This window comes from Rhizobium sp. KNZ2-6A (assembly GCF_056755475.1).
Map to the genome: position 1 here is coordinate 67,643 of NZ_JBNDIC010000010.1, position 17,895 is coordinate 85,537.

Annotated in this window: 18 protein-coding genes; 12 read left to right on the forward strand and 6 right to left on the reverse strand. The window is 59.4% G+C overall.

All coding sequences use genetic code 11. From position 1 onward, the window contains the following. The first annotated feature begins 3 nt into the window (after positions 1 to 3). The 5 genes from ACPYOP_RS09440 (at position 4) to ACPYOP_RS09460 (ending at position 5,148) form a co-directional block, all read left to right on the forward strand. On the forward strand, positions 4 to 507 hold the full coding sequence (locus tag ACPYOP_RS09440) for an N-acetyltransferase family protein (protein ID WP_481410130.1): 504 nt from the start codon (positions 4 to 6) through the stop codon (positions 505 to 507). A 333-nt stretch (positions 508 to 840) separates the two neighbouring features. Beyond that, complete coding sequence (locus tag ACPYOP_RS09445; protein ID WP_481410131.1) at positions 841 to 2,010, forward strand: septal ring lytic transglycosylase RlpA family protein; 1,170 nt, start codon at positions 841 to 843, stop codon at positions 2,008 to 2,010. A gap of 70 nt (positions 2,011 to 2,080) precedes the next feature. Beyond that, on the forward strand, positions 2,081 to 3,289 hold the full coding sequence (locus ACPYOP_RS09450; RefSeq protein ID WP_481410132.1) for a D-alanyl-D-alanine carboxypeptidase family protein: 1,209 nt from the start codon (positions 2,081 to 2,083) through the stop codon (positions 3,287 to 3,289). 153 nt (positions 3,290 to 3,442) lie between these two features. Next, positions 3,443 to 4,120: a dTMP kinase gene (gene tmk, locus ACPYOP_RS09455; RefSeq protein WP_481410133.1), complete on the forward strand. Its 678-nt coding sequence runs from the start codon at positions 3,443 to 3,445 to the stop codon at positions 4,118 to 4,120. Then, positions 4,117 to 5,148 (forward strand): DNA polymerase III subunit delta', encoded by a 1,032-nt coding sequence (locus tag ACPYOP_RS09460; protein WP_481410134.1) that lies wholly within the window; start codon positions 4,117 to 4,119, stop codon positions 5,146 to 5,148. The genes tmk and ACPYOP_RS09460 overlap by 4 nt, the downstream gene beginning before the upstream one ends. A gap of 86 nt (positions 5,149 to 5,234) precedes the next feature. Here ACPYOP_RS09460 and purN read toward each other — a convergent pair whose 3' ends face one another. Both purN and ACPYOP_RS09470 read right to left on the reverse strand, forming a co-directional pair. Continuing rightward, positions 5,235 to 5,834, reverse strand: coding sequence for a phosphoribosylglycinamide formyltransferase (purN, locus tag ACPYOP_RS09465; protein WP_481410135.1), 600 nt, complete (start codon positions 5,832 to 5,834; stop codon positions 5,235 to 5,237). A 162-nt stretch (positions 5,835 to 5,996) separates the two neighbouring features. Then, the gene (locus ACPYOP_RS09470; RefSeq protein WP_481410136.1) at positions 5,997 to 6,836 is read right to left on the reverse strand and encodes a sulfite exporter TauE/SafE family protein; all 840 of its coding nucleotides are present in this window, start codon (positions 6,834 to 6,836) and stop codon (positions 5,997 to 5,999) included. A gap of 211 nt (positions 6,837 to 7,047) precedes the next feature. Between ACPYOP_RS09470 and metG the strand changes: the two genes are divergently transcribed. The 5 genes from metG (at position 7,048) to ACPYOP_RS09495 (ending at position 11,265) form a co-directional block, all read left to right on the forward strand. After that, positions 7,048 to 8,601: a methionine--tRNA ligase gene (metG, locus tag ACPYOP_RS09475; protein WP_481410137.1), complete on the forward strand. Its 1,554-nt coding sequence runs from the start codon at positions 7,048 to 7,050 to the stop codon at positions 8,599 to 8,601. 8 nt (positions 8,602 to 8,609) lie between these two features. Then, positions 8,610 to 9,392 carry a TatD family hydrolase gene (locus tag ACPYOP_RS09480; RefSeq protein ID WP_481410138.1) on the forward strand — a complete coding sequence of 261 codons (783 nt, stop codon included), beginning with the start codon at positions 8,610 to 8,612 and terminating at the stop codon, positions 9,390 to 9,392. Positions 9,393 to 9,396: 4 nt separating this feature from the next. Continuing rightward, the gene (locus ACPYOP_RS09485) at positions 9,397 to 10,224 is read left to right on the forward strand and encodes an MBL fold metallo-hydrolase (RefSeq protein WP_481410139.1); all 828 of its coding nucleotides are present in this window, start codon (positions 9,397 to 9,399) and stop codon (positions 10,222 to 10,224) included. Continuing rightward, positions 10,221 to 10,712 (forward strand): YbaK/EbsC family protein, encoded by a 492-nt coding sequence (locus ACPYOP_RS09490; protein WP_481410140.1) that lies wholly within the window; start codon positions 10,221 to 10,223, stop codon positions 10,710 to 10,712. The genes ACPYOP_RS09485 and ACPYOP_RS09490 overlap by 4 nt, the downstream gene beginning before the upstream one ends. 73 nt (positions 10,713 to 10,785) lie before the next feature. Continuing rightward, positions 10,786 to 11,265: an SRPBCC domain-containing protein gene (locus ACPYOP_RS09495; protein WP_481410141.1), complete on the forward strand. Its 480-nt coding sequence runs from the start codon at positions 10,786 to 10,788 to the stop codon at positions 11,263 to 11,265. 175 nt (positions 11,266 to 11,440) lie between these two features. Here the strand turns inward: ACPYOP_RS09495 and ACPYOP_RS09500 are convergent, their stop codons facing one another. The 3 genes from ACPYOP_RS09500 to ACPYOP_RS09510 form a co-directional block, all read right to left on the reverse strand. Beyond that, positions 11,441 to 12,163 (reverse strand): class I SAM-dependent methyltransferase, encoded by a 723-nt coding sequence (locus tag ACPYOP_RS09500; protein WP_481410142.1) that lies wholly within the window; start codon positions 12,161 to 12,163, stop codon positions 11,441 to 11,443. A 487-nt stretch (positions 12,164 to 12,650) separates the two neighbouring features. After that, positions 12,651 to 13,505, reverse strand: a complete 855-nt coding sequence (locus ACPYOP_RS09505; RefSeq protein WP_481410143.1) for a D-alanyl-D-alanine carboxypeptidase family protein — start codon at positions 13,503 to 13,505, stop codon at positions 12,651 to 12,653. 353 nt (positions 13,506 to 13,858) lie between these two features. Next, on the reverse strand, positions 13,859 to 14,083 hold the full coding sequence (locus ACPYOP_RS09510; protein WP_481410144.1) for a DUF1127 domain-containing protein: 225 nt from the start codon (positions 14,081 to 14,083) through the stop codon (positions 13,859 to 13,861). Between the two features lie 102 nt (positions 14,084 to 14,185). Here ACPYOP_RS09510 and ACPYOP_RS09515 point away from each other — a divergent pair, with 102 nt between their 5' ends. Then, positions 14,186 to 15,076 carry a LysR family transcriptional regulator gene (locus tag ACPYOP_RS09515; protein ID WP_481410145.1) on the forward strand — a complete coding sequence of 297 codons (891 nt, stop codon included), beginning with the start codon at positions 14,186 to 14,188 and terminating at the stop codon, positions 15,074 to 15,076. Between the two features lie 40 nt (positions 15,077 to 15,116). Here ACPYOP_RS09515 and ACPYOP_RS09520 read toward each other — a convergent pair whose 3' ends face one another. Then, a complete protein-coding gene (locus ACPYOP_RS09520) occupies positions 15,117 to 15,773 on the reverse strand; it encodes a dihydrofolate reductase family protein (RefSeq protein WP_481410146.1) in 657 nt (218 codons plus the stop codon). A 336-nt stretch (positions 15,774 to 16,109) separates the two neighbouring features. Between ACPYOP_RS09520 and ACPYOP_RS09525 the strand changes: the two genes are divergently transcribed. Next, entirely contained in the window at positions 16,110 to 17,894 is a 1,785-nt protein-coding gene (locus ACPYOP_RS09525; protein ID WP_481410196.1) for an ABC transporter ATP-binding protein, read from the forward strand. Position 17,895: the final 1 nt, after the last annotated feature.

Below are 17,895 nucleotides of genomic sequence, written 5' to 3' on the forward strand. Positions count from 1 at the left end.
AGCATGCAGCGCTTCACCATACGCCGGCTGCAGCGCGACGATGCATCGATTTTCAGGGATATCCGCCTGGAAGGGCTGGCACATCATCCGGAAGCCTTTGGCGCCTCCCATGAGCAGGAGCTGGAATATTCGCCGGCCCAGATCGGCGACAGGATCGAAGGCAATACGGTGATCGGCGGCTTCGAGAATGATGGAACGCTTGTCGGCGTGATCGCCGTCGCGCGGTCGACGGGAACGAAGATGCGGCACATCGCCTCGATCTGGGGCATGTATGTGCGCCCAAAGGGGCGGGGCACCGGCCTATCCCGTTTGCTGATGGCTGCAGCACTTGAGGATGCAAGGGATGATTGCCGCTCGATACGCCTCAGCGTCGTATCCTCCAATGCCGCAGCCATTCGCCTCTATGAATCCTTCGGCTTCAAGGCCTGGGCCGTCGATACCGAAGCATTGAAGGTCGGCGATGTCTATCACGACGAGATACTGATGCGTCTTGATACAAGTGCCTGAGAGAACTGCCTCAAACCCGTCCGAAAGATCCCGATTGCAATGGCAATGCGATTTCTTCTGTTACAGTGCGGGACGGCGCGTGAGCATCAGTGGACGAAACGGTGCCTGGGCATGCATGTCGTCGCCGACGCTACTTCAAATCAGCGCCGCTTTACCGTGCGTTAACCATGAATTTCAGAATCCCTTCAGTGCGCTCAATTTGCATCGCAAAAACGACAAACTGCAATCATGATTAAAGCACCGTTAGGTGATTGGAGCGTAGCAGGATACCGGAATGAGGGAATGTGCCGGTAGCATACCTCCGTCAAAGTAATGAGTAGCGGCTTGGGACAGATGACATCAGAAAATCGTGCGGTGACATGCGCAACGGGTATGCGTTGGTTTGCTCTTTCCCTGATGTGCGCAACCATCACGGCCTGCGGAACGTCTCAGAAGGTTGCCTCGACGCGCCAGCACGGCAAGGAATATTTCTCCGAGAAGGAATATGGCGTGAAGGCGAGCCCTCGCGTCGTCAACAACGGCCCCGTGCCGAAGGGCGGCGGCCGCTTCATGGTCGGCAATCCTTACCAGGTGAAGGGTAAGTGGTATTACCCCAAGGAAGATTACAGCTACAGCAAGGTCGGCATCGCTTCCTGGTACGGTTCGGCCTTTCACGGCCGCCTGACGGCCAATGGCGAGGTCTACGACCAGCAGGCATTGACCGCCGCGCATCCGACCTTCCCGCTGCCGAGCTACGCCCGTGTTACCAATGTCGAGACCGGCTCGTCCATTATCGTGCGCGTCAACGATCGCGGCCCATACCATCCCGGCCGCATCATCGACCTTTCCAACAAGACCGCGCAGATGCTCGATCTGCAGCACAGCGGCACCGGCGATGTGCGCGTGCAATATGTCGGCCGCGCCCGCATGGACGGCCATGACGACCCTTATCTGATGGCTTCCTACATTCCGAAGGGATCGCGCCTGCCCAGTATCAATCCGGGCGGTCAGATCGCGACAGGCGTGATGGTTGCTTCCGCAGGCCGTATGACCGCGGATCAGTTGCCTGATTCCGAAACCCCGCTTCGCGCAATCCGCCAGCAGCGCAGCTATGACGCCGCACCGGCGATCGCTCCCATTCCGCGCCAATCGCCTTACGCGACGACGGCTTTCGCCGGCTCGACGCCGGATGCCGGTTACAACCGCAGCAAGCGCAATGATCCGCCACCGATGGAATGGAACGGCGGCGCCATGCCGGCAGCAGAGTCGGCGGATCCGACCATGGTCGTGCTTCCGAGAATCGGCCCGATCCCCTATGAACGGCCGGACTTCTCGCGGCGTCTTGCAAGCCTGAAGGATGAAACCCTGGGCTCGACCATTGCCGCCTACCAGGAAGCTCCCGTCAAGACGGTTTATGTCAATCTCGCTTTCGATGCCGTCATGGTTCGCAATGACGGGTTGACGCAGGAATCGATCCTTTCGTCCTATCACCGCAAGCATCAGGGTACGACGCAGGCGGATTGATCAGCATCATTGCCTGAATCTCAGCCCGTCACTAAAATAATCGTGCCGGTGATCGGATGAAGGGGACGATATGCCAAAGCGCTTGATTCTTTTGTTCCTTTTTGTCTTCGGGATCGGCAACGCCTCCGCCTTTGCGCAGGCTGCACCTGGTACTTTCGATACGAAGGCCGCGCAGGCATTCATGATCGAAGCCTCGACCGGCACCATCCTGCTTGCGAAGAACGAGGACCAGCTGATTTCGCCGGCATCGCTCGCGAAGCTGATGACGCTCGATGTCGTCTTCGACGCGATCGGACGGGGGGAGATCAACCTCGATACCGAATATCCCGTCTCGGAAAATGCCTGGCGAACGGGCGGCGCGCCCTCGCGCGCATCGACGATGTTCGCCGCGTTGAAATCGCGCATCCGCGTCGGCGATCTGATCCAGGGTATTGCCGTGCAGCAGGCGAATGACGCCTGCATCGTTCTGGCGGAAGGCATGTCGATCAGCGAGCGCGAGTTCGCGCGGCGCATGACGGCGCGGGCGCGCGAGATCGGCATGTCGCGGGCGACCTTCACCAATTCCACCGGCCTGCCCGATGCCAACGATCAGAATGGCGGCGGCAAGGTCTCTGCCCGAGAGATGGTGGCGCTGGCGCAGGACCTGCAGGAGAAGCATCCGGATCTCTATAAATATTTCGGACAGGCCGACTTCACCTGGAACAAGATCTATCAGCGCAACAAGAACCCGATGCTTTTGCTCAATATCGGCGTGGACGGCCTCGGGCTCGGCTTTGCCGAAGGCGAGGGCTTTTCGATCGTCGCCTCCATCCAGCGCGACGGCCGCCGGCTGTTCCTGGCGCTGGGAGGCCTGAAGAGCGAAAAGGAACGCATCGAGGAGACGCGGCGCGTGCTCGAATGGGGCCTCAGCAACTTCAAGAGCCAGCGCATCTTCGCCGGTGGCGAAGTGATCGGCGATGCCAGCGTCTACGGCGGCGCTGCTTCCACCGTCGGCCTACAGGCAAAAATACCCGTCGATGTCTATGTCCCGATCGAAACGCCGGATCGACTGTCGGCGCGCATCGTCTATCGCTGGCCGCTGGCAGCGCCCGTGGCCGCAGGCTACGAAGCGGGAACCCTTCGCGTGTTCCTCGGCGCGCGGCTGGTGCGGGAACTGCCGCTCTACACGAAGGAATCGGTCGGGCAGGGCACATTGGGCCGCCGGGCCTTCGATGCCTTCATGGAATTGACAGAGTCGCTGCTTTTCTCCTGGCTATGGGACAAGCCTTTGCCGAGCTGAGAGGGCCGCGCAGCTCGCGAAATCTCTGTTCACACCCCATATAGAGTGATGCACACAGAGACATCCACGGTTCCACCGAGGCATGTCTTGGGTTAAACAGGTTGCGTATCGCATACCAGACGGATGGCACGCGAAAAGTGCAGGACATGATCATTGGCTGATGCAAACGGATTATTCGTAAGCTTCGAAGGCGGGGAAGGGGCCGGTAAATCCACCCAGATCCGCCGGCTGGCTGAGCGGTTGCGCGAGCGTGGCCATGAGGTTCTCGTAACGCGCGAACCCGGTGGCTCACCGGGGGCGGAGGCCGTGCGCCACGTGCTGCTTTCGGGCGCGGCCGAGATGTTCGGCACGAGAATGGAAGCCATTCTTTTCGCTGCCGCCCGCAACGATCATGTCGAGGAAGTCATCCGGCCGGCGCTTTCGCGCGGTACCATCGTCCTTTGCGACCGCTTCATGGATTCCTCGCGCGTCTATCAGGGCGTGACGGGCAATCTCGAGCCAGATTATATCGAGGCCCTGCAACGGGTTGCCGTCAACGGTGTCGTCCCGGACTGTACGCTCATTCTCGATATTCCGGCCGAAATTGGCCTGGCGCGTGCACGTAAACGCGCCTCCGCCGTCGCCGCGCCCGATCGCTTCGAGAAGGAAGAGATGCAGACCCATGAGAAACGCCGCGAGGCCTTTCTCGATATCGCCGCCCGTGAATCCGATCGGTGCCACGTCATCGACGCTCAACAGTCCGAAGACGATATCGCGACGGAAATCGCCGGGATCGTGGACAAGCGACTTGCGGCCGCCAATATCGCCGCGGGATCGGAAGCGGCACAATGAGTGACGACCGGCCGGGCGTCCTCGACGGCGCCATTCCTCCGCAGGACAATGTGAAGCTCTTCGGCCATGAACAGGCGGAGGCCTTCCTCGCCCAATCTTATCGCTCCGGCAAGGGCCACCATGCCATGCTGATCGAGGGGCCTGAGGGCATCGGCAAGGCGACGCTTGCGTTTCGTTTCGCCAATCATGTCCTCTCCCATCCCGATCCCGCATCCGCACCGGACATGATCGGCGATCCGGACCCGGCATCCGCAGTCAGCCGGCAGATTTCCGCGGGCGCCTCGCACAATCTGCTGCACCTCAGCCGACCGGTCGACGACAAGACCGGCAAGGTAAAGTCCGCGATCACCGTGGATGAGGTGCGCCGCGCCGGAAAATTCTTTTCGCAGACCTCGGGCACCGGTAACTGGCGGATCGTCATCATCGATCCCGCCGATGATCTCAACCGCAGCGCGGCGAACGCTATTCTGAAGATCCTCGAGGAGCCGCCGAAGCGCGCCTTGTTCCTCGTGCTTTCGCATGCACCGGGCCGGCTTCTGCCGACGATCCGCTCGCGCTGCCTCCCTTTGAAGCTCGCGCCGCTTGCAGACGATGCTTTGAGGATGGCGCTCGAAAATCTGGGCGTTCCGGCCGGGCAGGGGAGCGAATTGCTCGCCGCCGCCAAGGGCAGCGTCAGCGAGGCGCTCAAGCTTTTGAATTACGGCGGCGGCGAAATCATCGAGGCCTATCGCCAGGTGCTTTCGGCAGACGGACCTGCAGCCCGCAAGGCAATGCACCGTCTCGCCGATGCGCTTTCGGCCAAAGACAGCGATACGATCTTCGGCTTCTTCGTGGCTCACATCGGCGATGACATCATCGATCGCGCCCGCGCCGCCGCGCTCGGCGGTTCCGTTGCCGCGGCAGAAAGGCTGGCCCGCCTGCATTCCGAGACCACCGAGCGGCTCAATGTATCGCAAGCCTATAATCTCGATCGGAAGCAAACGCTGATCACCATCCTTGGCGAGCTCAAGCAGCAGCTTTCGGCGTAGATTTATTACGCCATTCCCGACGAAAAACCGCTGCGTATTTTCCGGAATTGGCGCATGTGCTGCTTGCGGCCCGAAGCTGCGCCAACTTACAAAGGTAGTCGCAGTTCGCCAGCCGCGATGCGACGTATGAGGTCAACGAAAAGGTCGCATTCCGCGGCCATAACCCGCTGCTCTAGCGAAAGCACGTCATCTAGTGGATCGATTTGAACAATCGCAGTGGCGACTGTTCGACCATGGTCATATTCTCCGTCGACAATGTGGATCGTTGCGCCCGTTTCGGTCTCTCTATTTTCGAGCACCGCTTGGTGCACCCTGCGCCCATACATTCCCAGCCCGCCGTATTTCGGCAAGAGCCCTGGATGAACATTCAACATCCGCCGATCAAACGCCTCCAACGAGAGAGGGCCTAGTTTCCTGAGATAGCCAGATAAGACAACGAGTTCAGCTCCATGGTCGATGAGCGTGTCACGAAGCTGTTTGTCTGCATCAGACTCACTGTCTTTTGTCGGGATGTGAAGCGAGGGAATGCCGTTGGCTTCAGCATAGGCAAGCGCCGAGGAAGAAGCTTTGTTGCTGATCAGCACCACCGCAGTCGCGTCCACCCTATTCGCGCGAATGGCCTCGTTGACGGCGCGAAAGGATGTTCCATTATTCGACGCGAGGAACGCTATGCCAAGCCGATTCATATGGAACCTCGTTGATCGATATCATGGCAACAACCGAGGTTCCCTTTAATGATACCTAGCGAAAATTTTCAATGACCGCCTTTGGCGCAATACCGCCCATTCGGTAACCGAATCCCGTTTAGGGCGCCCACACTGCCCAATTCCACATTATCCTCGAGTGGGCTAGGGAAGGATCAGCTTACAGGCGACGATGGCCAGCGTAATGGCAAGGATGATGCGCACGGACCGCTCGTGCAGGCGCGGCGCCAGCAGGCTGCCGGCAACGATGCCGGGGATCGAGCCCACCAGCAGGGCGAACAGCATCGTCCAGTTGATTTCGCCGATGAACCAATAGCCCATGCCGCCGATCAGGGTCAGCGGCACCGCATGGACGATGTCCGAGCCGACGATTTCGCGCACATCCGTCTGCGGATAGAGCACCAGCAGAACGGTGACGCCGAGCGCACCGGCGCCGACCGACGTCATGGTGACAAGAATGCCGAGCATAAGGCCGAGGACGACTGTCAGCAGGGCGATGTTGCGAGGCGTTATGGTTCCGCGCTCGCCGCGCCATTTGCGGATGGCCACCAGGATCTGGCCGCGAAAGATCAGCATCAGCGCCGTCAAAAGCAAAAGACAACCCAAGGACAGGGTGATGGTATGAGCAACGGCGGGGCTCTCGCGATTGACGCCGGCCATGATCCAGAGCATGGCGAGCGCCGCCGGCACGCTGCCGGAGGCCAGGAGACCGACGACCTTCCAATTGACCCGCCCGTGAATGCCGTGCACGGCCGTTCCCGCAGTCTTGGTGATTGCGGCATAGAGCAGGTCGGTGCCGACGGCCGTTGCCGGATGAACGCCGAAGAGAAGCACGAGCAAGGGGGTCATCAGCGAGCCGCCGCCAACCCCTGTAATGCCCACAAGCATGCCGACGAAAAAGCCGGAAAAGGAATAAAGCGGCTGAAAGGAACCAATCAAACTCAAATTCACAGGCCCTTGAAGCCGTTGGGCAGACCAATACATAAAATGATGAAATTCACAGCCATCTCAGTCCTGCGTTCCAATCTTACGAAGGGGTAAAGACGAGGCGGGGCCGAGTCAAGCAAGGCGCCATCCCGAAGTTCCGAATGCTGCGGACGCGAAACTTGGTGTTTCGCTCCCGGCAAACATGCGCTAAAGCGAGCGGAGCCAAGAATAACAGAGACGCAACAGTAAAAGCGGACCGCTGCCCGACATGACCGAAAAAATTCCGTTCTACATCACCACCGCGATCGCCTATCCCAACGGCAAGCCGCATATCGGCCATGCCTATGAGCTGATTGCCACCGATGCGATGGCCCGCTTCCAGCGCCTCGATGGCCGCGACGTCTTCTTTCTGACGGGTACGGACGAGCATGGTCAGAAGATGCAGCAGACGGCACGCGCCGAGGGCATGGAACCGCAGCAGCTCGCCAACCGCAATTCCGATGAATTCCAGGCGATGGGCAAGCTGCTGAATGCGTCCAACGACGACTTCATTCGCACCACGCAGCCGCGCCACCATGAGACATCGCAGAACATCTGGAACCTGATGGCCGACGCCGGCGACATCTACAAGGATTCCTATGCCGGCTGGTATTCGGTGCGCGACGAAGCCTATTATCAGGAAAACGAAACCGAGCTGCGCGCTGACGGCGTGCGCTACGGACCGCAGGGCACGCCGGTTGAATGGGTGCAGGAGGAAAGCTATTTCTTCAAGCTCTCCGAATACCAGGACCGGCTGCTGAAGCTTTACGAAGAGAACCCGGACTTCATCGGCCCGGCCGAGCGGCGCAACGAGGTGATCTCCTTCGTGAAGTCGGGTCTCAAGGATCTGTCGATCTCACGCACCACCTTCGATTGGGGCATCAAGGTGCCGAACGATCCGGCCCACGTCATGTATGTCTGGGTCGATGCGCTGACGAACTACATCACGGCGACCGGCTATATCGAAGACCGCAGCAATCCCCGGGCGAAATACTGGCCGGCCGACCTGCATGTCATCGGCAAGGACATCATCCGCTTCCACGCCGTCTATTGGCCCGCCTTCCTGATGTCGGCGAAGCTGCCGCTGCCGAAGCGCGTCTATGCCCACGGCTTCCTGCTCAACAAGGGCGAGAAGATGTCGAAGTCGCTCGGCAACGTCGTCGATCCCGTCAATCTGGTGAACCATTTCGGCCTCGACCAGGTGCGCTATTTCTTCCTGCGCGAAGTCTCCTTCGGCCAGGACGGCAGCTATAGCGAAGAGGCGATCGGCACGCGCATCAATTCCGATCTCGCCAATGGCATCGGCAACCTCGCCAGCCGCTCGCTTTCGATGATCGTCAAGAACTGTGATGGCCAGATCCCCGAATGCGGTCCGCTGACCGACGAGGACAAGGCACTTCTCGATCAGGCCGATGCCTTGCTTACCTCGACCCGCGAAGACATGGGCAAGCAGCTCATTCATCGCGCGCTTGCTTCCATTATCGCCGTGGTTTCCGAGACCGACCGCTATTTCGCGGGCCAGGAGCCCTGGGCGCTGAAGAAGACCGACCCTGCGCGCATGGCGACCGTGCTCTATGTCACGGCCGACGTGGTGCGCCAGATCGGCATTCTGCTGCAGCCTTTCATGCCGGAATCCTCTGCAAAGCTTCTGGATCTCATTGCAATCCCTGCCGACAAGCGTGATTTCGCGGCGCTCGGCGAGGCAGGCCGCCTCGTTGCCGGAACGCCGCTGGAGGCGCCGAAACCGGTCTTCCCGCGCTATGTCGCGCCGACCGCCGAATAAGGTTTTCCATGCTGATCGATACGCATTGCCATCTGGATTTTGCCGACTTCGAGGAAGAGCGCGACGCGATCGTCGCGCGCGCCCATGAGGTCGGCGTCAAGCAGATGGTCACCATTTCGACCAAAGTCAGGAAGCTCGATGGCTTGCTTGCGCTCACCGAGCGCTATCCGTCGGTTTTCTGCTCGGTCGGCACGCATCCGAACAGCGCCGACCAGGAGCTGGACATCCAGACGGAAGACCTCGTGCGGCTGGCAAACCAGCACGAAAAGATCGTGGCGATCGGCGAGGCGGGTCTCGATTACTTCTACGACACCGTCAAGCCGGAAGACCAGAAGACCGGCTTCCTGCGCCATATCGCTGCCGCGCGCGAAACGAAGCTGCCGCTGGTCATTCACAGCCGCAGCGCCGATGAGGATATGGCGGCGATTCTGACGGAAGAGACGGGGAAGGGGGCTTTCCCCTTCATTCTCCATTGCTTCTCCGCCGGCCCTGCCCTTGCCCGCACGGGTGTCGAGCTCGGCGGCTACATCTCCTTTTCCGGTATTCTGACTTTCCCCAAGTCGGAGGAACTGCGCGAGATCGCCAGGACGATCCCGCATGACCGGCTGCTGGTCGAGACCGACGCGCCATATCTTGCGCCAAAGCGCTGGCGGGGAAAACGCAACGAACCGTCCTATGTCGTCAACACAGCCGAGGTGCTGGCCGATACGATCGGCGTCAGCATGGCTGATATCGCCGAAATCACCACGGCGAACGCCTTCCGCTGCTTCTCGAAGATGACGAGGGTCTGACGTCGTGACATACCGGCGACGCTTCACCATTTTGGGCTGCTCATCGTCGCCGGGCGTTCCCCGCATTACCGGGGATTGGGGCGACTGCGATCCCAAGAACCCGAAGAACCGGCGCACGCGCGCGGCATTTCTCGTCGAACAGATCGCGCCGGATGGCGGGATTACCACCGTCGTCATCGATACGGGACCGGATTTTCGCGAGCAGATGATCCGCGCCGGTGTCAGTTCCGTCGACGCCGTACTCTATACCCACGCCCATGCCGACCATATTCATGGCATCGACGATCTGCGCGGCTTCTTCCATATCTCGCACGAGCGCATCCCAATTTACGCCGATCCGCCGACCATGGATCGCATTCGCGAGGGTTTTCGTTACTGTCTGGAGACGCCGCCCGGCAGCAGCTATCCGCCGATCGTGAGGCCGGTGTTGATAGAAAGCCTCGAGACAAGCTTCACGATCGCGGGGGCGGGCGGTCCGATCCGTTTCTGGCCTCACAAGCAGCTGCACGGCGATATCCACTCGCTCGGCTTTCGTATCGGCAAACTCGCTTATTGCAGCGATATCAGCGACTTCCCGCCGGAATCGGTTGAAAAAGTTGAAGATCTCGACGTCCTGATCATCGACGCTCTGCAGTATCGGCCACATCCGAGCCATCTATCGCTGGAACAATCGCTTGGATGGATCGAACGCTTACGGCCGAAACATGCCATCTTGACCCACATGCACACGCCGCTCGATTATGTGACCGTGCTCGCAGAAACGCCCGATCATGTCGAGCCGGCCTACGATCAGATGCAGATCGAACTCGACGTGGAGGATGACGATCTATGAGCGAAGACAGCAGAAAGCTTTCGAGCCTGGAGCGCGTCGAGCTGGCGGCGCGCGATCTGGGCCTGGATATTTCGATCAAGCGCATGGAGCAATCGACGCGGACGGCCGAGGAAGCCGCCAAGGCGGTCGGATGCGCCGTCGGCCAGATCGTCAAGTCGCTGGTCTTCGTCAACGCCGACACGCATGAATTGACACTGCTTCTTGTTTCTGGCAGCCATAATGCCGATACAGCTTATATAGCAACGGCTTACGGGGTTCGACTGAAGCGCGCGGACATCGATCGCGTTCGCGACGAAACCGGCTTCGCCATCGGCGGCGTCGCACCGATCGGCCATCTCGTCGATCTGCCTGTTTTCATGGATGAGAGCCTTTTGGCCTATGATCAGGTCTGGTGCGCGGCTGGGCGCCCGGACAGTATTTTCGCCTGCAATCCGAAACTGCTGGCCGAGAAGATCGCAGCCAAGGCGATCCGTATCAAGGCGAACTGAAGCGGCAGCGCCGTGGGCATTTAATCAGCCGCGCTGCACGAACCGCTGCGATACTCACGACGAGGAGGATGTAATGACCGCGGCAACAGGCGCGAAAAGAACCGACACGGCTTCCAGAATAATCCGCGCCACGCCACACGCGATCTTCGACGCGTTCGTCAATCCCGATGCATTGATCGCCTGGCTTCCGCCCAAAGGCATGACCGGGCACATTCACGTCTTCGAGCCATATCAAGGCGGCATTTATCGGCTGGCGCTGTCCTATGATGCGGCGGATCATTCGGCACCTGGAAAATCCTCCGAGCATACCGATATCGTTTCCGGCCGGTTCCTCGAAATCGTTCCTGACAAGTGCATCGTTCAGGCAGTGGATTTCGAATCCGACGACGCAGCATTCGCCGGCACGATGATTATTACGTGGTCATGGGTGGAGGTGCCGTCCGGTACGAAGGTCACGGTAGTTTGCGAGAACGTGCCATATGGCATTAGCAAGAAAGACCATGACCAGGGTTTGACATCGACTCTCGAAAATCTCGCCAACTATCTGAAATAAAACCGGAAAATGGATATCTCTTTCAAGGGACCATATCTGATTAGTTCCATAATCTATCTTATCTGATATTTGTTTGTAGCCGGGTACATTCTATTTCCAACTGCGACAGAGACAACATCGGCCATGATTTCTTGAGGATGGGAATGGCCTGCTCTTTGTTGAACAGGCCTGCCCCTCATGCCTCCAGGGTCATGACAACGATCCAGGCTTGCCATCTGACGCCCGGGATTTTGAGCAGCAGATTGTCGATCTGTTCGCCGGTGCCCCGGACTGCGGCGCCGAGCGGGCTCCTGCGAAACGGGATCGAAGCAAGCGCAGCCAGCCCGAAGAATTCCAGATCGCACTTCGAGAAATATTTGCGCACAATGTCAAAGTCGGATTTCAAGAGCGGATGCTCGTCAACCGTGCGGGCCTCAGGCGTCCGGTTGCGATAGAGATTGATCACGGGGTTGTGGCCGAGTGGCTCGAAGAAGAAGGCCTTGCCGCCGGGTCGCAGCACTCGCCGGATCTCGCTAAGCGATTTCTCCAGGACCAGGTGGTGCAGGATGCCGCTGCCGAAAACGACGTCAAAGCCCGCCGAGGGCAGCTTCATATCTTCCGCATTATCGACCTGGAACGCCACATTGTTGATTCCGCGGAGAGCCGCCGTATCCGTGGCCTGTTGAATAGCGACGTCCGAAATGTCGATACCGGTGATCCGCTTGGCGGAGTGCGCGAGACCAATGCTGCTCATACCATTCGAGCATCCGTATTCTAGTACGTCCCTTTCGGGACAGGCCGTCCTCACCAGCCGCCAATAGGCGTCCACGGCGGCCTTTACGGCGAAATAAAACGAATCCTCCTTGCGCTCCTCCACAGCACCGAAGCGTTCATTGTGAAAATCGCGCTCACGCGTCAAACGTGCATCATACGTCATCCCGGTCCTCCAACTTGACCTAATGCGTTGAAATATTTGCGAGATCTTATAGGAAGCATCAGGCCGGTCGCGACCAATGATGGATCCTTCATTTTCGGAGAATAACAAACTGAAACCAGATATCTCCGCCTACGCGAATTCGCAGTTCGGCGCTGATTCCTACCAGATCATGACAAGCGCAGCGAACGAGCGACTTCCGCAGAAGACATAGGGCAGCCCGCCAGCTCGGCAATCACCACTCAACTATTTCTCGTGAGAGGGCCCTCTCAACGTTCAACCGTGGAGTGCCTTGGATGAAAGCGGCAGTCGGAGGAAATCGCACTTCTGTGCGAAAAAACCTGGTCCCTGCCCTGTATGACAGGCATGATGCGGCGGGATCAGCTTCTTCGCGGCACAACTTCGGAAACGGAGCCGCCCTCTTGTCAGCCGCCCGAGGAATGGCCGGCTGGATGCTGAAATCAAGCAGAAATCAGTTCGCCGAGCTTTGCTTGGCAGTGCCGGTCGATACCGTGGCCGTTGTCGCCACTGGGGCCAGATAGGTGTCCAGAAGGCTTGCCATCTTGTCATCGCGAATTTGGGCCGTCTTCTCGCCCATGACCACGCCGACGACACGGCGGCCGTTCTTCGTTGCGGAGGTCACGAGATTATACCCGGAGGCATCGGTATAGCCGGTCTTGATGCCATCGGCACCGGCATAGCGATACATGAGATTGTTGTGACCGCGCAGCTTCATGCCGCGGAACTTGATGCCGCGCATGGAGAAGAGCTTGAACTCCTCCGGAAAATCCCGCATCAGCGCGACGCCGAGTATCGCCATGTCATGGGCGGTCGTCACCTGCTCCGGATCCGGCAGGCCGGAGGCATTCTTGAAGACGGTGTTGCTCATGCCGAGCTTATGCGCCTTTTCGGTCATCATCCGGCCGAAGCTGTCCTCGTTGCCGCCGAGCTGTTCGCCGATCGCGACGGCCGCGTCATTGGCCGACAGGACGACGATGCCTTCAACGGCTTCACGCACGGTGACCTTGCCGCCAACACCCACGGCAAGTTTGAAGGGTTCCTTGCCTTCGGCATTCGCCGACATGATCAGCTTCTGATCCCATGTCAGGCGGCCGCCATGCAGCGCTTCGAAGGCGAGATAGAGCGTCATCATCTTGGTGAGCGATGCCGGATAGTTCAGCTCGTTCTCATTCGATGCCTCCAGCACCTGACCGCTACGCGCATCCACGACATAACTCGCCTGGCCGGCCTGCGCTATCGAAAGACTGCCAACAAGAGATACGGCCGAAAGCGCCGTGGTGAGAAGCAAGGAAGTTGTCTTGAGCATGGAACTCTATCTGGCACTCTGAATTGATGATCCGGGCGGAAGGCGGGCAGCGGCCGAAAGGCATCGCTGAATTTGGAAGGCGATGGATCAGACAACTCTGTGGCGGAAAGAAGAACGCTGCCACAAAAAAGACTGCATGAGGCATAATTGCTGTGCATCGAAGCTGAGATCATCCGGAACACCGGCCCTACCCGCCCAATCTGCGCTGCGCGCACCGGAAATGATGTTTGAAACTGCATGAACTCCTCCGACCATTCGCTTCCTACGCACTTCTTGCATAGGTCCCGTCGATGCAAACGGCAGTGTCATGCGGCTCCTCTTCGGACTTTTCCCTTCGCGCGGCTCCGGTCCGTCTAGCTCCAGAACCATGACCTGCTGACCTCGGTGCGCGCTTCGGCGCGCGTCATGCCGATATCGCGAAGCTGGTCGTCGGTCAGGTCGCGCAGATCCCATCTTGTTTGGCGCTTTTCGAGATAGGCCAGAAATTTCGTGAGCGTAGCTCGCAGAAATCCCGGCTTTCGCAATCCCCTGCCCGTACCAGCCGCTGCCGGCATTGCTCTATCGATATCGATCGTCATCTTCGTGTTCCTTTGGCCCGCATCAACATGGCTTTAGGATGCACTGGTATTAGCAACGAATGAAGCTTATGATCTTTATGCAATCCATAAGGAATTCTTCTGATGCTCAATCTGGATCAGGTCGCCGCCTTTCTTAGCGTTGTCGATCTCGGCAGCTTCACCGCCGCGGCCGACAAGGCCGGGTTGACGCAACCGGCCGTCAGCCTGCAGGTGAAGCTTCTGGAGCAGCGCCTTGGCGTGAAGCTGATCGAGCGTGTCGGACGGCGTGCGCAGCCATCGCCGGCGGGCATCGGTCTGCTTCCGCATGCGCGCCGCGTCATCGAAGCCTGCTCCATGGCGGAAGAGGCGATGATGCCGTTTCGCGAGGGATCGGTCGGCCGCGTGCGGATCGGCAGCGGCGGCACGGCCTCGATCCACCTGCTGCCCCGCGCCATCGCCATGGCGAAGAAGCGCATGCCTGATCTCGAGATCATCGTCCGCATCGGCAATATTGCAGAGATTCTGCGCGATCTCGAAGCCAATGCGCTTGACCTCGCGGTGGTCGCCCTGCCCGCCGCTGGCCGCTCGCTCGAAGTCGAACCATTCCATGACGACGAGCTTTTGGCCGTAGCTCCAAAGGGAAGCGTGATGCCGGATGGCGGACCGGATGTGGAATTCATGAAGGACAAGACGCTGCTGCTTTACGAAGGCGGCAACACACGCCGCGCCACGGACGACTGGTTCCAGGCTGGCGGGGTCCATGCCGAGCCGGCCATGGAATTCGGCAGCGTCGAGGCCATAAAGGAGCTGGTCGCGGCTGGCCTTGGATGGTCCATTCTCCCGGACATGGCGCTGAGGCGCGACAAATCTGACCTTCTGGTTACCTCATCGCTCAGGCCGAGACTCGTTCGACAACTCGGCATGGTGCTGCGCCGGGACAAGCATCTCACGAAAGGTCTTCGCGAAATCATGAAGTCCCTTCGCGAATTTCAGACGGTCGAACAAGCGATGTAATCCTGACCAAGTATCCTTCGACCGTCCCACCATCGACTATCTATTTCCATCGCTTGCGACGCTCGATCTCCTCTTCGGACGGATCCGGCCCGACGAAGGAACCCGTCTTCACCGGGCCGTCCGGCTGATAGGTGGCAAAGATGACGCCGGTCGGGGACGACTGGGTGCGCAGCAGTTTCATTGCGGCGGGAACCGCGCCGCCAGCGAACAGCTTCTTGCCGCCGCCCAAGATGAGCGGAAAGATCATCAGGTTGAATTCATCGATCAGTCCGTGGCGCAGCAGGGTCTGAATGAAATCGCCGCTGCCCTGAATGAGGAGATCCGGCCCCTCGCCTGCTTTCAGCTCCTTGATCGCCGACACGACGTCCTTGCCAAGCGATTGGCTCTTGTTCCATTTCAGCTCGGCGTTGCCGCGCGTCGCAACATATTTGGTGACGCTGTTGAATTTAGCGGCGATCGGATTGTCGTTGTCGATATAGGGCCAATAGGCGGCGAAAATCTCATAGGTCTTGCGTCCGAGCAGCAGGTCGAACGGCTTTTCGAACACTTCGAAGAGTGTCTTAAAGGTTTCTTCGTCGGAGTAAGGGAATACCCAGCCGCCATATTTGAAACCGCCGGTCGGATCCTCATCCGGACCGCCGGGTGCCTGCATGACGCCGTCGAGGCTGATGAATGTGGCTGCGATGATCTTGCGCATAATATCCTCCTTGTTCTGGCATAGTACCCGAAGGACGTCTCACCGGTTTCGACGCCGACATGTCATCGACTATTTTTTGAACACGCAATCTAACATTCGCGTGGGACTTGTGACCGATTGACCCTTGAACGTCGCCATGGAATCGGCAAAATTCATCCTATCAATACTTCCCCTGAGATACGAACCCGTCTGCGGGCCCGCCTCATTTAAACATGCCTGGATAAAAGCGTGAGCAGCGATTCATCAAGAAGCGCGGCGCGGCCATTGGTTTCGCGCGCGCATATCAACGCGGTCGGTTGGGGCCAAGGCCTGTCGACGATCGTTCGCATCACCCATATGACGCTGCGCCACCCCTGGCAAACGAGCTTCGCCATAGGGGCTACTTTCGTAGCTGCAACGTTGCAGTTGACGATCCCCAGGCTTTTGGGACGAGCCGTCGACCAGACGCAAACGGCAGTCGGCGGCGGTGCCGCCGGCCAGATCGCAGAGAATGCCTTGATGACGACCGCGCTGTTGCTGCTTGTCGTCAGCATCCTGCGCGGTCTGTTCACGATGGTGCAGAACTATTACAGCGAGTCCGTCGGCCACCATATGGGCTACGAGCTCCGCCTCGCCTGCTACGAGAAAATCCAGCAGCTCTCCTTCAGCTTCCACGACAAGGCCCACTCCGGCGATCTCATCACCGTTGGCCTGCTCGATCTGGAAGGCGTGCGCATGTATTTCTCGACCGCGCTGGTGCGCATGGTGCTGCTGACCATGCTGATCGGCGTCGGCGCCTATATGCTGTTGTCGACAGATGTGGCGCTCGGCTTGCTGGCACTGAGCTTCGTGCCTTTCGTCGCGTGGCGATCCTCCGTCACGCAATTACGGCTGCGCTCGACGTGGCTCGACCTGCAGGAACGGCTCTCCGTGCTGACGCGCGTGATGGAAGAAAATCTCGGCGGCATCCGCGTCGTCCGCGCCTTCGCCGCACAGGCGCACGAAATCCTGAAATTCGATCGCGCCTCGCATAACGCGCTGTCCCTCGCTCATAAGCGCGTCGGTATCCGCGTCGTCAATACCAGCGCCATGAACCTCTCCTTCTTCGTGTCGATGGGGCTCGTGCTCTGGCTCGGTGGCCTCAAGGTCATTGCGGGCGAGATCAGCGTCGGCACGCTGGCCTCGTTCCTGACCTTCATGACCATTCTGCAGATGCCGGTGCGCCAGCTCGGCCTGATGGTGAATGCCTTTGCACGGGCGTCGACCTGCGGATCACGACTGTTTGCGCTGCTGGATCTCGATATCCCCATCAAGGATGCGCCGGATGCCAAGCCGCTTGTCGTCACCGACGGCACGCTGCGTTTCGAGAGTGTCGACTTCAACTATCCCGGTTCGGAAACGCGGCCGGTGCTGAAGAATATCTGTTTCGAGGCAAAACGCGGCGAGACGATCGGCATCGTTGGACCGCCCGGCAGCGGCAAATCCACCATCGCCCACCTTATTCCGCGCTTCTACGATGTCACGGCCGGGCAAATCACGCTTGATGGTCAGGACATTCGCAAGGCGACGCTGCAGTCACTGCGGCAGAACGTTGCCGTCGTGCAGCAAGATTCCTTCCTGTTCACGACGAGCATCGAGAACAACATCGCCTACGGCGACCCCTGGGCAAAGGAAACCCGCATCGAGCGTGCCGCCGAGTCAGCGCAACTGCATAATTACATTCTTGGCCTGCCAGGCGGTTACGGCACGGTTGTCGGCGAGCGCGGCGTATCGCTGTCCGGCGGCCAGCGCCAGCGCCTGACGATCGCCCGCACATTGATGCTGAAGCCGGCCGTGATGGTCTTCGACGATTCCACGGCGGCGATCGACGCTGCAACCGAGCAGCGTATCCGCAGCGCCATGAAGCGTTTTGCGCGGGATCGGGTAACGTTGATCGTCGCCCACAGGCTGAGTTCGTTGATGCATGCTGACCAGATCCTGTTCATCGAGGATGGCGAGATCGTCGAGCGCGGCACCCATGAGCAGCTTCTGGCGGCTGGAGGGCGGTACAAGGCGCTCTACGATCTGCAGGTTCGCCCGGAGGACGATGTCCTCAGGACATCCAGCGGCGGCACGCTCGAAAGGGCGAAAAGGGAGGTTTGAC

What these genes read in the sequence shown, in the direction of transcription:
- ACPYOP_RS09440 (WP_481410130.1), top strand. Translation starts at nt 4, where the DNA reads ATGCAGCGCTTCACCATACGCCGGCTGCAGCGCGACGATGCATCGATT.
- ACPYOP_RS09445 (WP_481410131.1), top strand. Translation starts at nt 841, where the DNA reads ATGACATCAGAAAATCGTGCGGTGACATGCGCAACGGGTATGCGTTGG.
- ACPYOP_RS09450 (WP_481410132.1), top strand. Translation starts at nt 2,081, where the DNA reads ATGCCAAAGCGCTTGATTCTTTTGTTCCTTTTTGTCTTCGGGATCGGC.
- ACPYOP_RS09460 (WP_481410134.1), top strand. Translation starts at nt 4,117, where the DNA reads ATGAGTGACGACCGGCCGGGCGTCCTCGACGGCGCCATTCCTCCGCAG.
- purN (WP_481410135.1), bottom strand. Translation starts at nt 5,834, where the DNA reads ATGAATCGGCTTGGCATAGCGTTCCTCGCGTCGAATAATGGAACATCC.
- ACPYOP_RS09470 (WP_481410136.1), bottom strand. Translation starts at nt 6,836, where the DNA reads ATGTATTGGTCTGCCCAACGGCTTCAAGGGCCTGTGAATTTGAGTTTG.
- metG (WP_481410137.1), top strand. Translation starts at nt 7,048, where the DNA reads ATGACCGAAAAAATTCCGTTCTACATCACCACCGCGATCGCCTATCCC.
- ACPYOP_RS09480 (WP_481410138.1), top strand. Translation starts at nt 8,610, where the DNA reads ATGCTGATCGATACGCATTGCCATCTGGATTTTGCCGACTTCGAGGAA.
- ACPYOP_RS09490 (WP_481410140.1), top strand. Translation starts at nt 10,221, where the DNA reads ATGAGCGAAGACAGCAGAAAGCTTTCGAGCCTGGAGCGCGTCGAGCTG.
- ACPYOP_RS09495 (WP_481410141.1), top strand. Translation starts at nt 10,786, where the DNA reads ATGACCGCGGCAACAGGCGCGAAAAGAACCGACACGGCTTCCAGAATA.
- ACPYOP_RS09505 (WP_481410143.1), bottom strand. Translation starts at nt 13,505, where the DNA reads ATGCTCAAGACAACTTCCTTGCTTCTCACCACGGCGCTTTCGGCCGTA.
- ACPYOP_RS09510 (WP_481410144.1), bottom strand. Translation starts at nt 14,083, where the DNA reads ATGACGATCGATATCGATAGAGCAATGCCGGCAGCGGCTGGTACGGGC.
- ACPYOP_RS09515 (WP_481410145.1), top strand. Translation starts at nt 14,186, where the DNA reads ATGCTCAATCTGGATCAGGTCGCCGCCTTTCTTAGCGTTGTCGATCTC.
- ACPYOP_RS09520 (WP_481410146.1), bottom strand. Translation starts at nt 15,773, where the DNA reads ATGCGCAAGATCATCGCAGCCACATTCATCAGCCTCGACGGCGTCATG.
- ACPYOP_RS09525 (WP_481410196.1), top strand. Translation starts at nt 16,110, where the DNA reads ATGACGCTGCGCCACCCCTGGCAAACGAGCTTCGCCATAGGGGCTACT.